Origin of the sequence: Campylobacter concisus, assembly GCF_003048555.1 — a bacterium.
Classification (GTDB): Bacteria; Campylobacterota; Campylobacteria; order Campylobacterales; family Campylobacteraceae; genus Campylobacter_A; species Campylobacter_A concisus_AO.
On sequence record NZ_PIRR01000023.1, the window covers coordinates 1 to 20,298 of the forward strand.

24 protein-coding genes are annotated in these 20,298 nt (G+C 35.6%); 2 read left to right on the forward strand and 22 right to left on the reverse strand.

The window, feature by feature from the left end; genetic code table 11:
• From CVS92_RS05585 to mqnP, 17 genes are all read right to left on the reverse strand, one after another.
• Positions 1-212: YraN family protein (locus tag CVS92_RS05585; RefSeq protein WP_199906409.1), on the reverse strand; the 212-nt coding region annotated here is incomplete at its 3' end.
• Between the two features lies 1 nt (position 213).
• On the reverse strand, positions 214-1,476 hold the full coding sequence (locus tag CVS92_RS05590; protein WP_107788798.1) for a homoserine dehydrogenase: 1,263 nt from the start codon (positions 1,474-1,476) through the stop codon (positions 214-216).
• Complete coding sequence (locus CVS92_RS05595; RefSeq protein ID WP_084109200.1) at positions 1,473-2,681, reverse strand: LL-diaminopimelate aminotransferase; 1,209 nt, start codon at positions 2,679-2,681, stop codon at positions 1,473-1,475. The genes CVS92_RS05590 and CVS92_RS05595 overlap by 4 nt, the downstream gene beginning before the upstream one ends.
• 9 nt (positions 2,682-2,690) lie before the next feature.
• Entirely contained in the window at positions 2,691-3,473 is a 783-nt protein-coding gene (locus CVS92_RS05600) for a hypothetical protein (RefSeq protein WP_107788799.1), read from the reverse strand.
• Entirely contained in the window at positions 3,467-4,408 is a 942-nt protein-coding gene (locus tag CVS92_RS05605; RefSeq protein WP_103600272.1) for a phosphatidylglycerophosphate synthase, read from the reverse strand. The genes CVS92_RS05600 and CVS92_RS05605 overlap by 7 nt, the downstream gene beginning before the upstream one ends.
• Positions 4,401-5,081 (reverse strand): 23S rRNA (guanosine(2251)-2'-O)-methyltransferase RlmB, encoded by a 681-nt coding sequence (gene rlmB / locus CVS92_RS05610; RefSeq protein ID WP_107788800.1) that lies wholly within the window; start codon positions 5,079-5,081, stop codon positions 4,401-4,403. Before rlmB ends, CVS92_RS05605 begins: the two co-directional genes overlap by 8 nt.
• 111 nt (positions 5,082-5,192) lie before the next feature.
• On the reverse strand, positions 5,193-6,008 hold the full coding sequence (rsmI, locus tag CVS92_RS05615; protein ID WP_107788801.1) for a 16S rRNA (cytidine(1402)-2'-O)-methyltransferase: 816 nt from the start codon (positions 6,006-6,008) through the stop codon (positions 5,193-5,195).
• Positions 6,009-6,011: 3 nt separating this feature from the next.
• Positions 6,012-6,212 carry a 50S ribosomal protein L31 gene (rpmE, locus tag CVS92_RS05620; protein ID WP_002942443.1) on the reverse strand — a complete coding sequence of 67 codons (201 nt, stop codon included), beginning with the start codon at positions 6,210-6,212 and terminating at the stop codon, positions 6,012-6,014.
• 83 nt (positions 6,213-6,295) lie between these two features.
• Positions 6,296-6,952 carry a 16S rRNA (uracil(1498)-N(3))-methyltransferase gene (locus CVS92_RS05625; RefSeq protein ID WP_107788802.1) on the reverse strand — a complete coding sequence of 219 codons (657 nt, stop codon included), beginning with the start codon at positions 6,950-6,952 and terminating at the stop codon, positions 6,296-6,298.
• Complete coding sequence (locus CVS92_RS05630; protein ID WP_107788803.1) at positions 6,953-7,354, reverse strand: hypothetical protein; 402 nt, start codon at positions 7,352-7,354, stop codon at positions 6,953-6,955. It abuts the gene before it with no gap.
• Positions 7,351-7,554 carry a hypothetical protein gene (locus tag CVS92_RS05635; RefSeq protein ID WP_021090529.1) on the reverse strand — a complete coding sequence of 68 codons (204 nt, stop codon included), beginning with the start codon at positions 7,552-7,554 and terminating at the stop codon, positions 7,351-7,353. Before CVS92_RS05635 ends, CVS92_RS05630 begins: the two co-directional genes overlap by 4 nt.
• On the reverse strand, positions 7,554-8,135 hold the full coding sequence (locus CVS92_RS05640) for a 6-pyruvoyl trahydropterin synthase family protein (protein ID WP_103577347.1): 582 nt from the start codon (positions 8,133-8,135) through the stop codon (positions 7,554-7,556). Before CVS92_RS05640 ends, CVS92_RS05635 begins: the two co-directional genes overlap by 1 nt.
• Positions 8,135-8,890 (reverse strand): 7-carboxy-7-deazaguanine synthase QueE, encoded by a 756-nt coding sequence (locus tag CVS92_RS05645; RefSeq protein WP_107788804.1) that lies wholly within the window; start codon positions 8,888-8,890, stop codon positions 8,135-8,137. The genes CVS92_RS05640 and CVS92_RS05645 overlap by 1 nt, the downstream gene beginning before the upstream one ends.
• Positions 8,890-9,858, reverse strand: a complete 969-nt coding sequence (gene moaA, locus CVS92_RS05650; RefSeq protein ID WP_072593973.1) for a GTP 3',8-cyclase MoaA — start codon at positions 9,856-9,858, stop codon at positions 8,890-8,892. The genes CVS92_RS05645 and moaA overlap by 1 nt, the downstream gene beginning before the upstream one ends.
• A 138-nt stretch (positions 9,859-9,996) precedes the next feature.
• On the reverse strand, positions 9,997-10,503 hold the full coding sequence (locus CVS92_RS05655; RefSeq protein ID WP_021091068.1) for a DUF6115 domain-containing protein: 507 nt from the start codon (positions 10,501-10,503) through the stop codon (positions 9,997-9,999).
• A gap of 9 nt (positions 10,504-10,512) precedes the next feature.
• The gene (locus tag CVS92_RS05660; protein WP_107788805.1) at positions 10,513-11,034 is read right to left on the reverse strand and encodes a hypothetical protein; all 522 of its coding nucleotides are present in this window, start codon (positions 11,032-11,034) and stop codon (positions 10,513-10,515) included.
• Positions 11,031-11,891 (reverse strand): menaquinone biosynthesis prenyltransferase MqnP, encoded by an 861-nt coding sequence (gene mqnP / locus CVS92_RS05665; RefSeq protein WP_107788806.1) that lies wholly within the window; start codon positions 11,889-11,891, stop codon positions 11,031-11,033. The genes CVS92_RS05660 and mqnP overlap by 4 nt, the downstream gene beginning before the upstream one ends.
• A 105-nt stretch (positions 11,892-11,996) precedes the next feature.
• On the opposite strand from mqnP, the gene CVS92_RS05670 reads away from it, so the two are divergent.
• The gene (locus tag CVS92_RS05670; protein WP_107788807.1) at positions 11,997-13,211 is read left to right on the forward strand and encodes an FAD-dependent oxidoreductase; all 1,215 of its coding nucleotides are present in this window, start codon (positions 11,997-11,999) and stop codon (positions 13,209-13,211) included.
• Between the two features lie 2 nt (positions 13,212-13,213).
• On the forward strand, positions 13,214-14,089 hold the full coding sequence (miaA, locus tag CVS92_RS05675) for a tRNA (adenosine(37)-N6)-dimethylallyltransferase MiaA (RefSeq protein ID WP_107788808.1): 876 nt from the start codon (positions 13,214-13,216) through the stop codon (positions 14,087-14,089).
• A 30-nt stretch (positions 14,090-14,119) separates the two neighbouring features.
• Here miaA and CVS92_RS05680 read toward each other — a convergent pair whose 3' ends face one another.
• From CVS92_RS05680 to CVS92_RS05700, 5 genes are all read right to left on the reverse strand, one after another.
• A complete protein-coding gene (locus CVS92_RS05680; protein WP_054196048.1) occupies positions 14,120-15,112 on the reverse strand; it encodes an iron-sulfur cluster assembly scaffold protein NifU in 993 nt (330 codons plus the stop codon).
• A gap of 17 nt (positions 15,113-15,129) precedes the next feature.
• Positions 15,130-16,320 (reverse strand): NifS family cysteine desulfurase, encoded by a 1,191-nt coding sequence (locus CVS92_RS05685; RefSeq protein ID WP_107788809.1) that lies wholly within the window; start codon positions 16,318-16,320, stop codon positions 15,130-15,132.
• 414 nt (positions 16,321-16,734) lie between these two features.
• Positions 16,735-18,093, reverse strand: a complete 1,359-nt coding sequence (locus CVS92_RS05690; RefSeq protein WP_107788810.1) for a thioredoxin reductase — start codon at positions 18,091-18,093, stop codon at positions 16,735-16,737.
• A gap of 3 nt (positions 18,094-18,096) precedes the next feature.
• Complete coding sequence (locus CVS92_RS05695; protein WP_107788811.1) at positions 18,097-18,912, reverse strand: 3-deoxy-D-arabinoheptulosonate-7-phosphate synthase; 816 nt, start codon at positions 18,910-18,912, stop codon at positions 18,097-18,099.
• A gap of 18 nt (positions 18,913-18,930) precedes the next feature.
• Entirely contained in the window at positions 18,931-20,298 is a 1,368-nt protein-coding gene (locus CVS92_RS05700) for a thioredoxin reductase (RefSeq protein WP_107788812.1), read from the reverse strand.

Below are 20,298 nucleotides of genomic sequence, written 5' to 3' on the forward strand. Positions count from 1 at the left end.
GCCTTATTTAGTCTATACTCTGCATCATATTCTCCGCTAGTTGATTTTACCTCTATGAAGTGCAAAATTTTATCACTACTTAGTGCAATAATGTCGATCTCGCCAAATTTAGAGTGAAAATTTCTCTCTAAAATGACAAAACCAAGCTTTTGTAAAAATTTACACGCCCTATTTTCTGAGCTTTTGCCAAAGAGATACTCTTTTAACCCCAAGCTACTCCTCGATCCTCATCATAAATGGCTCTTCTTTTATATACTCTTGCTCTTTTAAAATTTCAATTGTCCTTCTTACATCAGCCTCAAGACTCGTATGTGTCGTAAAGAACAATACCGCAAATTCGCTCTCATCTTTTGGTTTTTGAAGTATGCTATCGATCGATAAGTTATTTTCGCTCATTAAATTTGTGATCTTTGCTAGCACACCCATTTTATCTTCGACTTTTAACCTAAAGTAGTACTTCGTCTTTATCCTATCGCGGTCAAGTAGCTCAAGTGTATTTAATTCAAAAGGTGCTTTATATCCTAGCATAGGCGACTTGCTATCTCTTGCGATGTCGATAAGATCGCTGATCACCGCGCTTGCCGTTGCGTCACCACCAGCTCCAGGGCCATAATACATCGTCTCGCCAACAACCTCGCCAACGACACTGATCGCATTTGTCACGCCACTTGCCTTTGCTATCATTTTATTTTGCGGTACAAGCGCTGGATGCACACGTAGCTCGATTTTACCCTCACTTTTCTTAGCAATTGCTAGAAGTTTTATAGAGTATTCGAAATCTTTTGCGAAAAATATATCTTCAGGTGTAATATTTTGAATACCTTCTATCAAGATATCCTCTGGATCGCCGTGTACGCCATAAGCGATACTTGCGAGGATAAGCAACTTATGAGCCGTATCAAAACCACCCACATCAAAAGTAGGATCAGCCTCAGCGTATCCGAGCTCTTGCGCCTTTTTAAGTGCGTCTTTAAAATTTGAGCCCTCATCCATCATCGAGGTCAGGATAAAGTTACTAGTTCCGTTTAGTATGCCATTTATACTAACGATATGGTTTGCGCTTAAGCCTTCCCTTAAGGCTCTAATAATTGGCACGCCACCAGCCACACTTGCTTCAAAGCCAAATGGTATATTTTTAGCTAAATTTTGCAAAGCATATCTGTGATAGGCCAGAAGTGCTTTGTTTGCAGTGACTACTGCTTTTTTTCGCTTTAAAATTTCACTCACAACCCTAAAAGGCTCTTCAACGCCGCCCATAAGTTCGACAAAAACATCGATATCATCGCGGTTTATAACGCTATTTATATCGTCAGTCAGAGGGATACCAGCATCTCTTTTTTTATTTAAATTTCTGACTACTCCAACGACTGGCACTATCTCCTCGCCACTTCTTGCTGCGATTAGCTTTTTGTTTTTTAGTAAAATTTTAGCAACTGACTCGCCAACGGTTCCAACGCCCAATATCGCTACATTCATTCAAATTCTTTCAAATATTTTTTTATATTTCTTGCTGCTTGTCTTATCCTATTTTCGTTTTCGATAAGAGCTAGACGCACATAGTCGTTTCCGCCCTCGCCAAAACCAATACCAGGACTAACTGCGACTGAAGCTTTTGTAAGAAGCTGCTTTGAAAACTCAAGGCTGCCCAGATGACTAACTTTTGGCGGTAGCTTCGCCCAGATAAACATACTAGAGCTTGGTTTTTTAAGCTCCCAACCAGCCTGAGCAAAGGCCTCTATCATCACATCTCTTCTTTTTTCATAAATTTGGCGTATCTCTTCAACGCAGCTTTGATCGCCATCAAGTGCAACTGTGGCAGCCACCTGGATCGGCGTAAACATGCCGTAATCAACCCATGATTTTATCTTTTTAAGTGCTGCGCAAAGTCTTTTATTTCCGCACATAAAGCCAACTCTCCAGCCAGCCATATTGTAGCTTTTTGAAAGTGTATAGCACTCGACCGCAACGTCTTTTGCACCATCGACCTCAAAGATACTTGGCGTTTTGTAGCCATCAAATGTAAGATCAGCGTAAGCGATGTCTGAGATAACGTAAAATCTCTCTTGCTTTGCAATGCTTACAAGGCGCTCGTAAAAGCTCTTTTGCACAGTCACAGTCGTTGGATTGTGCGGGAAATTTACGACTACATATTTTGGCTTTGGTGAGCTTGCGTGTATAGTCTGGATCAAATTTTCAAAAAATTTATTCTCATCTAGCTCAAATTTATCATTGTAGTGAAGTGGCATCTTTGCGACACTTCCGCCAGCAAATAAAAACGCTTGCGTGTGTATCGGATAAGCAGGATCGGGCACGATAGCCACATCGCCTGGGTTTATCACAGCTTGAGCTAAGTGAACAAAGCCTTCCTTGCTACCCATCGTGGCGACTGCTTCAGTGTCTGGGTCTAAATTTACGCCGTATTTTCTCTTATACCAGTTGCAAATGGCAAGGCGAAGCTTGTAAATTCCAGCACTGGCTGAGTAGCCGTGAGTCTTGTCCTTTTGTGCGCTTTCGCATAGTTTATCGACGATGTGTTGTGGTGTTCTGCCCTCTGGGTTGCCCATAGAAAAGTCGATGATGTCCTCGCCAGCTCTTCGTGCAGCCATTTTTATTGCATTCACTTCGGCAAAAACGTAGTTTGGCAAACGCTCAATCGTATTAAATCTTATCTCATCAAACACTGCTTACTCCTATTTTATAAGCTTGATAATTATCTCATTTTTTATATTATTTATATCAACATTGTCGCTAATTAATGCGTATTTTGCACCTATTGCTAAATTTATAGAAATGGTGGTTTTTGCTTGCTCCTCTTTTATAGAGTCGATCTGATTTAAATTTTTATCATAAATCCTAACAAGTGGCATCCATCTATTTGACTCTTTTGATGTGATGTCCAGACTACTTGCACCCTCAACATCAATAAAATAAGTACCACCACTTTTTAAAAGTGGTGTCTCTTCATCAAAATTTACCTTTGCAGCCTTAAGAATCATATTCTGAGCATCTAAAAATATTTCTAAATTCCCATCAACTCTATCAAATCCTAAAATTTTAAAACCGCTTTGACTAAGTGTTATGCTTAATAAGCTTGGATCTATTCCGCCATTTTTTATGGCTGAAATTCCATAAGAAATTTGATTTCCATTTTTTAGGGAATTTATCCTTGAAATACTTATGTTGGCATCATCCAGAGTTGAATTTATTGATTTTACAAATAATGCAGAAGGAACCTTTTGCTCACTTATAAATTTTAAATTCAAACTATTTGAACCAAATGAAATACTATCGTAACTTGAGTTTTGTTTTAATCTTGATACTAGCTCATTGACATTGAGTGAGCCATTTTGGTCTAAATTTTCTAAAGAGATTTGCACATTTTCAGCATTGCTTAAAGCACTTGCACTAGTTTGTAAGCTAAAAGCATAGGCAAATACACTAAAAGCGGTGAAAATCGCTATTTTTCTTACCAAGATTTGCCCTTGTTAAGTTCTACAAACTCATCATAGCTCACAAATTTCATCTCTCCATTTTCTACTAAAAATCTAGCTGGACGGCTTGGATTATATTTTGTCACCTTATCGCCGATCTTTAGCTCAATGTTGCCATTTCCACAAACTACGAGCTGTCTTTGGTCTAAATTTATATTTATGCTTTTACTTGTGTCGTTTGATACTTTTTGACCATTTTCAAGGTTAATGATGCCTATCCAGACACGTTGTTTTGGTGTAATGACCGCCTCATTTAGTGGCTTTGTAATGTTTTGCTCTATCTTAGGAGCTGGCTGAGCCGCCATGCTTGGCTTCACAGCATTTTGCTCCATGTTTGCAGGACTTGTTGTCACATTTTGCTCAACTGGAGCTGAAATTTTTACACTTGATATGTTTGCTTCTATTTTAGGGCTATTTTGAGAGATGGTGATATTTGTATCGATGATATTTTTCTTCACCTCATTTACTATGCTTGACTGCGAATAGCTCACGCTTTTATTCTCATCATTTAAAAACGATAAAAAATTCTCGATATATTTGTAAGCATCAAAATGATATGCCCCACCAGCGATAATAGCTAAAATGATGAGCCAAAATAAAAATCCAGCACCACCGCTACCGCTTTGTTTTTGTATGGTAATATCTTTTGGAGTGTAAGAAGAAATTTTTGGAGTAACTTTAGTTTTGTGACTCTCATCAGGGGTGTTTTCTTGCATAAAGGCATCGTATTCAGCGAGTAATTCGCTCAAATCAACGTCATATTCACGTTGTAAAATTTTAGCATATCCTCTAATGTTTAAACGTGATAATTTTTCAAAATTTTTATCAAAAATATATTGTAAAAATGTAGGCTCAATATGCGTTTTACGTGAAATTTCCTTTATACCTATCTCTTTTAAATTCTCTAATTCATTCATCTATCATCCTGTCACAAATTATTGCAAAAGCTGCACTTACATTTAAGGAGTCCCAGCCCTCTTTTAACTTTATACCGATACACTCATCACACTTCGCTAGAGCTTTTTGCGGTATGCCTTCGCCCTCTGAGCCCATCACCAAAGCTCTTTTACCGGCAAACTTCATCTCTTTTACGTTTTTGCCATTACTTGCTGTTGCATAAATTTTAAAACCAAATTGCTTTAGTTCATTTAGCAAACTAAGCCCATCTTCAAAAATCGCTATTGGTATCTCATAAGCAGCACCACTACTTGATCTTAAAACGCCTTGCATATTTATACTTTTTGCTACTATTACAAGACCTTCGCAGCCTAGAGCATAAGCACTTCTAGCGATAGCACCGATATTGCCAACGTCGCTTATGCCATAAAGAATGGCGATAAAATTTAGCTTTTTAAGCTCAGTAATATCTGAAAATTCAAACTCACTAACATTTGCTAAAAAACCTTGATGGTTTCCGCCGCGAGCTAAAGACTGCGCTTTTTGATTATCCACGCGAATAATTTTTTTGCCTGTGCCACAAATTTTAGAGAAGAGTTTTTTGTCACACTCTTTTGAGAGATATATCTCTTCTAATATCTGTGGTCGCTTGTTCAAAATATGTAAAAATAGTTGTTTTCCGTATATTATCATGGTAACTTATGGTAGCTAAAGTCAATTAAAATTTAACTTATTTTTGTATGTAGCTAGAGTAAATTTTACACTTTCGTTTTAGTGTCGCTTAGTAGTTTTGTAGCCTATAATTTAAGCTTTTATAAGCTCATCATATATCTTTTTTACATCTTCTCCAGTTATTTTGTTAAGCAATTTTGCTTTTACTTTTGGAGCAAGATCAAGCGAAAGTATCTCATCTTTTGTAATATTTTGAGTGGCTGTTTTGTCACTTTTTGAGATGACAACCGCCCACTCTCCACTTAAATTTGCTTTTTCTAAAATTTGGACTAAATTTTTAGCACCATCTTTAAACTTACTCTCAAATTTTTTGGTGGCCTCTTTTATAGCAAAAATTTCTCTCTCAGGTTCTAAATTTGCGATGCTTTGCACTAAGCCTAGTATACGTTTTGGACTTTCATATATCACAGCCGGATAGGCTAAATTTAGAGTATTTTGGATAGCGAGAGCTCTATCTCTACCAGTATTTGGTAAAAAACCTAAAAAGATAAATTCCTTATCGCAAAGTCCGCTTGCAACCACACTTAAAAGTGCAGCATTTGCTCCACTTAAAATCTCATATTCAATGTTATTTTTTTGAGCGTATCTTACTAGACTTACTCCAGGATCGCTGATGCCTGGCATTCCAGCATCACTCATGTAGGCTACATTTTTACTAAAAAAATCATCACTTAAATTTGTGAAAAAGTCATCTTCGTTATGAGTGTGAAGTGGGATAAATTTTGATATATTTATACTTGCGTCAAAGCGCTCATTTAGTAGGTTTACAAGACTTTTACAGACTCTTGTATCTTCGCAAATAGCTATCTCACATTCACGCAAAATTCTAATCGCGCGAAGCGAGATATCTTCTAAATTTCCTATTGGAGTAGGAATAAAGTAGAGCAAGGCTTATTTTTGAGCGTATTTTTTCTTAAATTTCTCAACACGGCCGGCACTGTCAACTATCTTTTCGCTGCCTGTAAAAAATGGGTGGCACTTGTCGCAAATGTCAATTCTGATCTCGCTTTTGTTTGACTTTGTTTTAAAAGTGTTTCCGCAAGCACAAGTTACAGTGCAATCTACGTATTCTGGATGGATATCTTTTTTCATCATTTTTCCTTTATTATTTTTGGGCTAATTATCTACATTAAAAGTTGCTGATTATATAAAAAGAAATCTAAAAATCAAATAAATTAAGTTAGGAATTTTGCCGCTACTGAGATAACCGCGGTCTGTGATCTTAAGATATTTTTTGTATTTAGGCCGTAGCTATTTTTAAATTTAGCCGTCTCATCCTCGCTAAATCCGCCCTCTGGACCAATTATTAAAATTTCATCATCTCTTTTTTCATTTAAGCTTTTACCACCAAAATTTATAGCTGAGACATTTTTATAAACGCTCATTAGGTCATCTAAATTTTTGTAAATTTCAAACTCCATTAGCGATATTCGTCCGCACTGCTCGCAAGATAGAGCATTTATATAGTTTAGCCTTTCAATATCTATCTTAAAATTTGCTTGAGAAAATTTAGTATAGACAAAAGCTATTTTACCAACACCAAGTTCGTTTAAAAATGATAATGTCTTTTCTATCGTCTTTGGATCAACGATAGCCCAAGCGATCGTAAAGTCGAATTTTTGCTCGCCATTTGAGCTGGCAAAAATAAGGCTTAAGCTCGCACTTCGCCTATCAATCTCATCAATTTCATAGATATACTCTTTAAAGTCTCGTAAATTTCTAACACTTATTCGCTCACCAGCTTGCATTCTTCTAGCTTTTAGGTGCAAAAAAGCTTCATTTACTATCTTTAAGTTTTCATTACCTGCATTTTTATCATATAAAAATTTCATCTAAATCCCTGCAACTAAGACTAAAATAAGATCGCAAAAACCCTTAATAAGGGCAAATTTTTTAAATTTTTCTAAGTCGCCATTAGCTGCATAAATTTTTAATCTTTTAAAACCTATGGCACTAAGTGCGATTAAAATTATTAAGATAATTAACATTTTTATGGCATTAAATTTAAACTCATATCCATAATACGCCCATAAAATAAGTCCGGTTAGTACAAGAAAACTAAGTAGCATATGATAAATCGGTAAAAAATATCTTATACGAAGTACATAGTTTTTGCTATTGCTGCTAAACTGAGTAAGTATTAAATAAAGTATATTACAGGCAACTAGTGCATAAAAAAATATCACATGAAAAGGCAAAGTATATGCAAAAAGTGAGGAGAGATGTTCGTTCATTTCTTATCTTTAGAAGGCTCGTTCTCTTCGACGACTGGCTCAGGCGGGAGTTGTTCATCAATTGTGACATTTGCGTCTGGTTGAGCTATGGTCACGTCACTCGGCACTGGCTCGCTAATATCATTTTTAGCCTCATCTTTATCTCCACAACCCACAAATAGACCAGCTATAAATAAAAAAGAAGTTATAATTTTTTTCATCAAACGTCCTTTGGAATTTCTATTTTTAACCTATTTTTCATTTTCTCAAATAAATTTTTATCTTCCCACTCTTCTATGATAGCATCTGAAAATTTGATCTCATCTAGTCTTATCTCGCCCATTTGCGCATTTACGGCGTCCTCTTTAAAGCACTGTGCATAGCCCGTATCAGTCTCATGCACGATAATGCTATGAAGCTTCACTTCACGCTCACCGTTGTTCATCACACTAAGCTCAAGTAGTCTTTCTATGAGTACAAAAAATATACGGCAAAACTGCTCTGCACTTGGATTTAGCGGGATCTCGATCCATCTTGCCGAGTGCTTTTTTAGATCATTTTTATATTCATCATTATCGCCTGAAAATATTGTTGTAGCGTGATCAAAACTATCAATAATCGTTTTTATGTTTTGCTTCATCAAGCCAAAGTCATAAACCATGCCGGCGTTATCAAGAAAATTTGAGCTAAGTAAAATTTCAGCCACATAGCTGTGCCCGTGGATGCTAGTCCTACAACGCTTTGAGCTACAAAATCTCACAATATGTGCATTTTCAAATCTAAAAAGCTTTCTAATAATCATCAAACACCTTCTTTATCGCTCCAAAGCCTGATGTGGATACGCTCTGAGTAGTTAAATCCATACTTTATGGCAAATTCTGCTGTTTTTAAAGCATTTTCGTTTAGCTCAGCTCTATTCGCCCCTATTGCCATGCACCAAACTGGCAAATCAACTTGATTTTTTATATTTATAATCTCATCCAACTCACTTTTGTCAAAGTGCGAGAGGACAAATTTTAAAAAGCTACTTCTTGCATTATTTTTAATAGCCAAAATAGCGTCTAAATTTATGCGTTTTTGCTCGCTAACTCCGCTATTTGCTAGTTTTACACCAAGTGCAAAATGGCATTTTTTATAAATTTCATATTTAGTAAAATCAACTAAAATCGTGCCATTTGTCTCAAAATGCACTTCATAATCTTCAAGCAATTTCTTTACCAAATTTATAAAATTTTCATTTTCATGCCAGATGAGCGGTTCACCACCGGTCAAAACAATGATCGGTTTTTGTATTAAGCCTTTGCATAGGTTATCAACTATGCCTAAAATTTCATCTACACTGTAAATTTTATAATTAAAATGCCCTTTAAAAACAGCCCTTATACTATCGCATCCTAGTAGGCTTTCACCGGTTTTTAAAGACTTTGTTTGCACGCCAAAGCCAGAGCAGTTTAGGTTGCAACCTAAAAAGCGTAAAAATATGGCAAGTCTGCCTTGGTAAGCCCCCTCGCCTTGGATACTTAAAAACGCCTCAACTAGCTCTAGCTCTTTGCTCATCAACCACCAGTTTGATAAAAGGCACGCGAAGAGGTTTCATTGCTAGCGCCTATCGCCCATTTGTTCTCTTTTGGTTTATTTGCTAGCACTTGCCTTAAAATTTCACTTGCAGCTACGATATCACCTTTTTCAACCGCTTTTTTGATACTAAGAGCTTCTTCAAAGTATAGGCAAGGTATTAAAAGTCCCTCAGCACTTAGTCTGATGCGGTTGCAACTCTCGCAAAAGTCGTGCTTGTGTGGATCTATGATGCCAAATTTATAACCATCATCGAGCCTATAAATAGACGCGGGCGCATTTGGTAGTTTTCCATCTTTCGTGACATTATATTTTTGTGAGATGATTTTTAAAATTTCATCGCTACTTAGCCCTTTTAAATCATCTTTAGCGTGTGAATTTTCCATATACTCAATAAATCTAATCTGAGAATCTCTAAATTTAGCAAACTCGAGCAAATTTATAAGCTCATCATCATTTACGCCTTTTAGTGCGACAGTGTTTATTTTTACCTTTAATCCAGCATCATGAGCTGCTTCAAAGCCAGCTAAAACTTCGTGTAAAACGCTTTTTTGTGCGATAAATTTAGCCTTTTGCTCATTTAGTGTATCAAGTGACATATTTATGCGTTTTAGTCCAGCGTCTTTTAACCTTTTGGCAAAGTGTGAAAGCATATAGCCATTTGTAGTAAGTGCTAGATCGATGTCTGGATTATAATCACTTATCATCTTTATAAAAACGTCCAAATCCTTACGTACAAGCGGTTCGCCACCAGTGATTCTTATCTTTTTTATACCTTCATCGATAGCCACTTTTACAAATAAAAATAGTTCTTCAAAGGTTAATAAATTCTCTCTTGGCGTCCAGCTAAATGGCGTTGTAGGCATACAATACCTACATCTAAAGTTGCAACGCTGAGTTACAGAAATCCTTAAATAATCAACAACCCGACCATATTTATCGATTAGCATAAAGCACCTTCTTAAGCTTGGTTAGAGCTTTTTATAATTTTTTCAATTATATGTTAAAAGATTTAAATCAAAATAAAAATTTAAGCCAATTTTTGTAGTTTAAGAGTAGATTAGTCTTTTTAAAATTAGCCTGTAAATTTAGGCTAATTTATGAAATTTAAGTACAAACTCAACTCGCCCCATTCCAACATGAAGGTCCTTTGCGATCATCGCTGCACTTTTTCCGTCTTTAAACATTTTTAAAATTTGCTCTTCTTCATTGATGACGCTTGGTGCGATTTTATTAATATCTCTTGTTCGCTCTTCAAGACTAACTATCCTATCTTTTTGCTCTGTTGCAAAATCATCAATTACTCGCTCAATACTCTTAATCGCACGAATTATTGGTACAATCTTTTCATTTATTTGCAAATCAATATTTTCTTTTATCTGTTTTTTAAGCGGCTCATATTGTTCACTATTTTTAAACGCCTCGCCCTCAAGCATTGAAATTTGCTTTTTTAGATTGAAATTTTCTTGCATAACGCTTTCTATCGCTCGCTCAAATCTCGCAAATTTCTTATTTGTCTCACTATCTTTTATCAACATTAAAGCTACTATTATCGCCAAAACGATACCAAAGCCTAAAAAAATATAAATTTCCATATTTTTCCTTTACGAATTCGCTCTCATTTCTCTTATCATTACACGCTCCCTAGCCGTCACATAAGCATTCCAGTCGGCTTCGTCTTCTTCGTGCATGTTTTCTATCTTGGCAAGCCTTTCATCAATAGCCTTTAGATAAAGGCTCAAATTTCTCTTTGGAAAGATAGGCATGGCAATCCTTGCGTAGTAAATTTCATCTTTTTGAAATTTTTCTTCACTTATTTTTATATGCGTAAAGCCTATTTCATCGATATTTGCACTCTCACTTAGTGGCAAATACTGCTTATGTTCGTTTTTAATGTAATCACTCAGCGCGTCCACTTTTCTGTGAAGCTCTATTAAAAGAGTTAGTAAAATTTGATCGCTATCTTTGGTCTCACCGCGTGACTTTGCTCGCTTTAACCACGCTCCAAGCGCATCTTCATCGCCCGGCAAGATTGAGTTAAACTCTCTTAAAAATTTCTCATCTGCGTTTCTATCACACTCATAAGCCATACTAAGAGGTGCCTTAAAAAGCCTTACTTCGTTCATAATACACTAATCCAAACAAAGATAAAAAATAAAATTCCCAAGTAGCCATTTAGCGTAAAAAATGCCCTATCAATCTTACTAAAGTCGCGCCTTACGATCCTATGCTCAAAAAATAAGATCACACCGCTTATTAAAATACCAAAAAAAGCCATCACTCCCAAACCAGCTGCCCAAGCAAAAAGCAACCAAAATATAAAGGCTAAAGCGTGAAAAATGGCTGATAAAAATAGTGTCGCCTTATCGCCATAGATCGCTGGTATGCTAAAGAGCTTATTTTCTTGGTCAAATTTCATATCCTGAAGTGAGTAAAGTAGGTCAAATCCAGCCACCCAAAATGTCACACCAAGACAAAGAAGCACGCTCCAAAGCGGTATAGCAGCACTTACAGCGACCACACCAGCGATGGGGGCAAGTCCAAGACTAAGGCCAAGCACTAAGTGCGCTAGCTCGCTAAAGCGCTTAAATAGCGAATATCCGCCCAAAATAGCCAGGATAGGAAAGCTCAGCCAAAAGGCGAGCGAATTTACAAAATAGGCACAAGCGATAAATATAAGCGCATTTACTACGATAAAAAGCTGCATATTGCTCTTGCCGATGCGTCCATCAACACTCGGACGACTTGCGGTGCGTGGATTTAGCTTGTCGATATCCTCGTCTTGGTATCTATTAAACGCCATTGCAAAATTTCTAGCACTAACAGCACAAAGTGTGCCTAAAATAAGCAATTTAAAACCAAACCAAGCTGAGCCGTTTTCTATCTTACTCGCAACTATCATCGCAACAAAAATAAAAGGCAAAGCAAAAACAGAATGCTTAAAAACGATAAGTTCAGCGATAATTTTTAATTTTTCTATCATTTGATAAATTTCCATTTTCTTTAAAAATGGTTGATTTTACACCATTTTGCTTTAAATTTGAATTTATATTATCATTACAAGAATAATTTAAAACAAAGGGTTATTATGGGCAAAGTAGCGATTATTGGAGATAGTTTTAGTGCGTTATTTACGGCTTACGAATTAGCTAAAAAAGGTGAAGAAATTTTAATTATTAGCAGCCAAAAAGATGATTTTACAAATGGAATTTTAGCACCCTTTGGCACACACGCTCTTGCAAAAGATGGAGCGATATCTAGCTCATTTATGGGGCTAGTTAGCAAAAAAAGCGAGCTTGATATAAGTATTTGCTTAAATGAAAATTTTAGAGCTTGGATGACAAATTTTACACTTAAATCAACCAAATCTCACGATAAAAAGATGCAAATTTTGTTTTCAAAATTTGGTAAGAAAAGCTTTGAAATTTTAAGAGATTTAAACAACAAATATCCGCAGATAAATTTCGATGAAAGCGGCGTTTATCTACTTTTTAGCAATGACGAAAGCTTTAAAAAAAGGCTTGATGAGATAAAGGTTGCCCATAGCGAGCAAGAAATTTTAAGCGTAGATAAAGAGCTTGCAAATTTTGGGCTAATAAATAAAAACATAAAAGGCGCTATAAATTTAGTCAAAAACGCAAGTATTGACACAAATGAGCTAAAAAAAGCTTTGATAAATGAGCTAAATTCTCTTGGGACAAAATTTATAAATGATGAAATTTATGAGCTAAAAACGCAGGGGCAAATAGTGCAAAAAGCTACCGGCAATAACGGCGAATATGAGGCTGATAGCTTTGTGATCGCTTCAAAAAATTTAGAGCTTTCAAATAAACTAGGCACGAGCTTAAATGCGATTTTAGCTAAATTTTATACCATTAATCTTAGTCTGAATGAAGGGCAAATCCCTAAAAAACCAATCATTTTAAATGATCTATTTGCCAAAATTTATCCAACTAAAAATGGCGTTACGATTATTACAAATTTACAAGTCGGCGCTATCGATACGCTTGTTAAAACTGAAAAGATTAATGCATTTTTAAATGAGCTAAAGATACATCTTGGTATAAGCGAGCTAAAAGAGCCTAGTTTTAGGGCAAATTTCGTGCTTCTTAGCTCAAACGATAAGCCAGCTCTTGGACGCGATAACATATATAGCAACTTGATCTATAACCAAGCTTATGGACTAAATGAGCTTAGCTTTGCTCCGTATTTTGCTGGCGTTTTGGCAAGTCTTATAAAAGATGGTAAAAATAACGAGGAAAATGATGAAATTTTACTCTTTAGCTCGTTTTATGAGGGCTAGATTTGTTTAAAGAATTTGCAATAATTGGCACCACAGCAAGTGGCAAGAGCGATCTTGCATTTGAGCTTGCAAAGGAGCTTAACGGCGTCATCTTAAGCCTTGATTCGCTTGCACTTTATAAAGAGATAGATATCGCCAGCGCAAAGCCAAATAAAGAGCAGCTTGAAGTCATAAAGCACTTTGGTGTAGATGAAATTTATCCTGATGAAGAATTTAGCGTTGGGGCATTTTTTGAAATTTATAAAAATGCAAAGAATTTTGCGTGCTTACAAGACTGCCCGCTCATCATTACAGGAGGCAGTGGCTTTTATCTAAAATCAATGCTTAGCGGACTTGCACCAGATGTGCCAAAATGTGAGCTAAATTTAAGCAATGAAGAAATTTATGAGCTAGCTGTAAAAATCGATCCTGAGTTTGCAAGTAAATTTAGTCAAAATGACTCTTATCGCCTCGAAAAGTGGTATCAAATTTATAAATTTAGTAGCCAAATTCCAAGCATTTGGCTAAGAGAAAATACTAAAGAGAGCATCATAAAAGAGCTAGCGATATTTGAAATTTTATGGGATAAAGATGAGCTTAGGAAACGTATCAAAAAGAGAACAAAAGGTATGCTTGAAGCTGGGCTCATAGATGAGGCAAAATTTTTGTTTAATAAATACAAAAGTGAGCCAAAACCCCTAAAATCAATAGGTTTAAAAGAGTGCAAGCAATTTTTAAATAAAGAAATTTCTCAAAACGAGCTTGAAGAGCTCATAGCTACGCACACGGCTCAGTTAGCAAAACGTCAGCGAACCTTTAATCGCTCGCAGTTTGAAAAAAAATTCGTGGGTGATTTGGATCAAATTAGAAGTGAAATTTTAAAATTTTTAAGAGAATAAAAACTAGCCCACAAGGGCTAGTCAATAAAATCAAATAGGCATAACCCTAATTTTTGGGCTTAAGCTCTCTTGCAAGACATTTTCAATCGCATAAAGAGTGCCAGTTGAGCCACTTGCACAGCCTGAGCAAGCACCAAGATAGCGTATATAAATATCAGTATTTTCGCCGTTATCATTTCTAATATCTAAAATTTCTAAATTTCCGCCATCCATCTCGAGCATTGGGCGAATTTCTTTATCTATGACAGACTCGACTGCTTTTAACTGCCCTACCATCGTCATATTTTCAAAGCTAATGTCGCCTAAAGTATGATTTGCTTGGGCATTTGCCTGAGCTTCGATCTTCTCACGCTCCATCTCAGCCCTAGTATCACGCAAAATATCCACCAAATAATATTCTCTTTTTTCATGGCCACCAGGCTTTACACAAGACTTGCAAAATGCTCCAGCTTTGGTGTATTGCGTGATCTCCTCTACTGTATGAAGGTCATTTAGTCTTATCACTTCTTTAATCGTACCAAGGCTTACCCTAGCGCACTCGCAAACGATGATCTCATCTTCAAAATGCTCTGGATCTATGCCTTTATAGCTTGCAGCTGCTGCTTTTATAACATCATACGCCATAACTGAGCAGTGCATCTTTTGAGGTGGAACTGCTGGCGTTTCTGGATTGTCGCGCATAGCCTTTTCGACATCAAGGTTTGTGATCTTGACTGCTTCATCAACTGTTTTGCCAATACAAAGCTCAGCCATCGTATCAGAGCTAGCTATCGCTGTGCCACAGCCAAAGCTTTTAAATTTAGCATCTATTATTTTGTCTGTCTTTTCGTCAACAAGCCAGTATAGCCTAACCGCATCACCGCAGCTTTCTGCACCGAAGTCAGCCACAATAAGCTTTGCGTTTGCCTTTTTAGCATCTTCTTCGGTTATCTCTCCCATAAATTTAGGATTATTCATCCTGTCTTGCACTACCTTAGAATACTCATCCCAGATAGAGCCTCCGATCAAATTATTCTTTGCCATATTATTTCCTTTAAATTTTATAATCCGCTCTTATGCCATTCTGGGGCGTAGGCAAATGTACTAGAGATACCTCTTAGTCTATTTACTGCTTTTGTTATATGCTCGATCGCATAATCAATCTCTTCTTCTGTATTAAATCTAGAAAGAGATAGTCTAAGTGCGGTGTGAGCCAGCTCTTTATCTGCCCCTATGGCCTCCATTATTGGGTTACTCTCTAATGTTTCACTTGCACATGCTGAGCCAGTTGAAGCTGCGATGCCAGCTTTGTTTAGATCCCAAAGCATAGCTTCGCCTTCAACGCCTTTTATAGAAGCTAAAATGGTATTTGGCACACGTTGTTCTTTTTTACCAACTACGCTAACGTCAGGAATTTTTAAAATTGCATCTTCAAGCTTATCACGCAAACGGCGAACATGAGAGTGCTCATAATCCATAAATTTATTTGCCAGTTCAAGTGCTTTACCCATGCCTATGATTCCAGGAACATCGAGCGTGCCACTTCTGCGTCCACCCATGTGCTCGCCGCCGTGAAGCAAGCTACTTAGTGGCATACTATTTTTTATAAATAGTGCTCCAACACCCTTTGGTCCGTGAAATTTATGCGCAGAAAAGCTTAAAAAATCAACGTCAAGGTCTTGAACATTTATCTTTATCTTTCCAACTGCTTGAACAGCATCCGTGTGGAATAAAGCCCCATATTCATGAGCGATACTAGCAAGCTCTTTTATAGGAAAGATCATGCCAGTTTCGTTATTTGCACTCATTATAGAAACAAGTGCTACATTCTCATCCATTACAGCTCTTAGCTGTTCTGGCGTGACTATACCATCATTATTTACATCTAAAACAGTAAGCTCTACGCCATATTTTTCTAAAAATTTACAAGTCGCCAAAATAGCTGGATGTTCAACTGCGGTTGTTACGATACGCTTCCTCTCACCAGTTGCTATTTTGTCAAAGTAGATGCCTTTTACTACCCAGTTGTTACTTTCAGTCGCACATGAGGTAACGACGATATCATCGCTATCTTTTGCATTTAATCCGGTGTAGAGCTGATCTAGCGCTGTTCTTAAAGCTGGATGTGTTTCAGAGCCAAATTTATGGAGCGAGTTTGGATTGCCGTATTTTTCACAAAAATATGGCTTCATAAGCTCAAAAGCTTCAGGATCAACCATTGTTGTAGCGTTATTGTCTAAATATACTCTCAAATTTAAAACCTTAATTAGGATAAAAAATATCCTTTTTATTTTTGATGGGATATTATAACAAAAAAGTTAAAAGCAAGTTTAAAAATATGCTTTAATTTTTTCAAAATTCAGCTCATTTTGATATTAAAATATATTGAAATTCTTTATCAAAATTTGTATAGATCGCTATTTGCGATTTTTCTTATAAAAAAGTCTAATTATCTCTTAAAATTAATTTATTTTTTTAAGTTAATAGTGTGACCAACGTATTGCCTATTTGTATTATCTCTTTATGGTTTTCTTCTAGTTTTTCATATGAGGTTTTATAAAGTTCTATTAGGCCGGTTATCATGGAGATGCCTATGTCTTTGATTGTAGTGGCTTAATATATTTATATTTGGCTCCATTTGGAGCCATAGATATTAAATTTATTATTTAATCCTTTATATTATGCTCTTTGGCATAGCTTAGTATCTTAGCTCTAAGATCTTCAGGAAAACTTTCTCTATACATTACTGGTGTTAGTGGATTTAGCTTTTTGTCTAATTTACCAGCCTCATATAGTCTTGTTAGCTCTTCTGGTGTGTTATAGTATGGTGCATTTGGGTAGCCCTCTGGTGGGGTTAGGGACATTATTTTGGATTCTAGGAGAGCAGAATCAATATAAAGAGAAAGATCTTTTTCACTCCATCTATTAGGAAAAGCACCTTTGCCATACTCTTCTTGAAATTCGCTCATGTGGCTTTTAATATAATTTACAAATTCCTCCCTCGTAGTCTCATTAGCATCAAAGTCTCTAGGATCTAATAGTTCACCTTTATCTTCTACTAATCTTCTTAAGCGTTTATGAAGAGAGCCGTCAGCATTATTAATGAGTCCATCTCTATTAAAATCCATCACAAAGTAATTACCTACTATTTCATCTAGATAAGGCATCATACCATATTCATCTAGTGGAGGATTTTTATATAGTTTAAGAATTTTCGTGTAGGTATCTAAATTTTTATTTACTCCAACTGTGTATGTATAATATTTAAAGCAATCTGCTAGTACATGTAGTGCTTCAACTTCTCCTAGTTGAGCTGCTAGAAATACTGCTTGAAATTCTCTTGCTTTAAATCCACCTTCATTTCCATTGCCTAGTGATTCACTATCTCCTAATACTCCAGCGCAAATTCCCCACTCTCCTATAAAAAGCTCTGATTTAAGTGTATTTTTATTTCTATCTACTTCATCATAAATTTCAGCATATTCTGGTTTAGTTAGTTTGCCTTTATTATCTACTCTGGCTATTGCATCTTCTGGGATATCTATCATAGTGCATTTTAGATTACTTCTTTTTACTAGATAGATATATCTATCTCTTTTATCTTTTAAGCTTTCATAGTAAGCTTTTTCTGATTTAGTCCAAGGTGATAGTTTAGTTGAGCTTGGTTTATAGCTAATATCTAGCCATGGTTTAAATGATAGATAGTCTGTTTGACCTAAAGAGTTTGGTTTAGGGTTATAGTATAGTGGTTTATAGTTTTTATATGGAGATGAATCTAGGATGGAGCGGGAGTCAAGGACTAGTTTTGAAGAAAGATCGTTGTTTGTATTATCTGATTTTTTTCCATCATAAACAATCAAATTTGTATTTTTATCAAATTTTACCTCTCTACCATTGTGGGCTATAACCGTATATGTATTACTATTATCCATTAAATTTTCTTTACTCATTAAATTTCCTTTATTTATTATTAATAGTGATCCTACTACTAAAAGAGCTATGATGATAAAAATAATCTTATTCATATCTTATCCTATATATAGACCATCTTCCATAACTATGGTGGTGGCTAGACGACCTACTAGGCGAGGGGGAATTTCTTCTTTATTTCTTTCCTTTTCTTTAGATGCTTTACACCCCACATACATACCCTTTACATTGTTGTTGCCTATTACATCTAGTGCTTTTAGTAGTCTTCTTGATTTATTATCTACTTCTGATCCATTAGTATTTAAATTTCCATTTTTAAAGTCTTCTAGTATCTCCATAGCTTCGTTGTATTTGTCTATTGGTAGATCAGTGCCCTCCTCAACACCTTGACTATAAATATCATAAATTTCATCTCTTTGTTTTATATCTATTGAGTTTGATGGGCTTATATCTAGTTCTCTTTTAACCCCTTGCAGCATAAGCTCTTTTGGTGTATATGCTAGTTTTTTATTTCTTTTGTTAAGGTTATTAAAGAACTCTTCATCAGTTTTATTATCTGTTCTTAGTTCATCTAGGCATAGATAAGATATCATAGTATCTAGGCTTATATCTTTAGATAGGTTAGAGTCTAGTTTGTTTGTGGTAGTGTTTATATCATAGTAGAAGAAGTTATGATAGTCTAGTCCTCCACTAGATAGTCTTCCTCCTATGATAGTTCTTTTTAGGTCTATATTTATAAAAGATGAGTATATCTCTATAGGATAGTAGATATACTCATTTGTTTTGGTGGAATTTGGTTCATAAGATATATTCTTAACAGCATAAGTTTCATCAAATTTATTTGTGAAATACTTATGAAGTATTAGTTCATAAGATCTTTTTTGGTGTTCATATTTGGCTCCGTTTGGAGCCAAAGATATTAAATTTATTATCTAATCCTTTATATTATGCTCTTTGGCATAGCTTAGTATCTTAGCTCTAAGATCTTCAGGAAAACTTTCTCTATACATTACTGGTGTTAGTGGATTTAGCTTTTTATCTAATTTACCTGCCTCATATAGTCTTATTAGCTCTTCTGGTGTGTTGTAGTATGGAGCATTTGGATAACCTTCAGGTGGAGTTAGGGATATTATTTTTGATTCTAGGAGGGTGGAGTCTATAAAAAGAGTAAGTGTTCTATCATCCCAATCTTTAGGAAAGCCTGGTAGCTCTAATCTATCTTGAAATTTAGGGAGTTCGCTTTTAACATAAGAGATAAATTCCTCCCTAGTAGTCTCGTTTGCGTCAGTATCTCTAGGGTCTAGTAGTTTACCTTTATCTTCTACGAGTTCTCTTAGGTCTTTATATAAAGAATTATCTGGCATCGCTGCTACCCCACCCCTATTAAAATCCATCACAAAGTAATTACCTACTATTTCATCAAGATAAGGCATCATGCCATATTCATCTAGTGGAGGGTTTTTAAACAATTTTTCAAATTTTATTTTTGTTTGTAAGTCTTTATTTGAGCCTGATATATAAGATGAAGAAGAAAAGTATCTAGCTAGTACTTTTAAAGCATCTAATTCTCCTAGTTGGGCTGCTAAAAATACCGCCTGTCTGGCTCTTGTCTTAAAACCAGAGTTATTTAATACAGTAGCCGAAGAAAATGATCGTCTATCTCCTAACATACCTGCACAAATTCTCCACTCGCCACTAAATAATCTTGATTTTAATGTATTTTTATTTCTATCTACTTCATCATAAATTTCAGCATATTCTGGTTTAGTTAGTTTGCCTTTATTATCTACTCTGGCTATTGCATCTTCTGGGATATCTATCATAGTGCATTTTAGATTACTTCTTTTTACTAGATAGATATATCTATCTCTTTTATCTTTTAAGCTTTCATAGTAAGCTTTTTCTGATTTAGTCCAAGGTGATAGTTTAGTTGAGCTTGGTTTATAGCTAATATCTAGCCATGGTTTAAATGATAGATAGTCTGTTTGACCTAAAGAGTTTGGTTTAGGGTTATAGTATAGTGGTTTATAGTTTTTATATGGAGATGAATCTAGGATGGAGCGGGAGTCAAGGACTAGTTTTGAAGAAAGATCGTTGTTTGTATTATCTGATTTTTTTCCATCATAAACAATCAAATTTGTATTTTTATCAAATTTTACCTCTCTACCATTGTGGGCTATAACCGTATATGTATTACTATTATCCATTAAATTTTCTTTACTCATTAAATTTCCTTTATTTATTATTAATAGTGATCCTACTACTAAAAGAGCTATGATGATAAAAATAATCTTATTCAT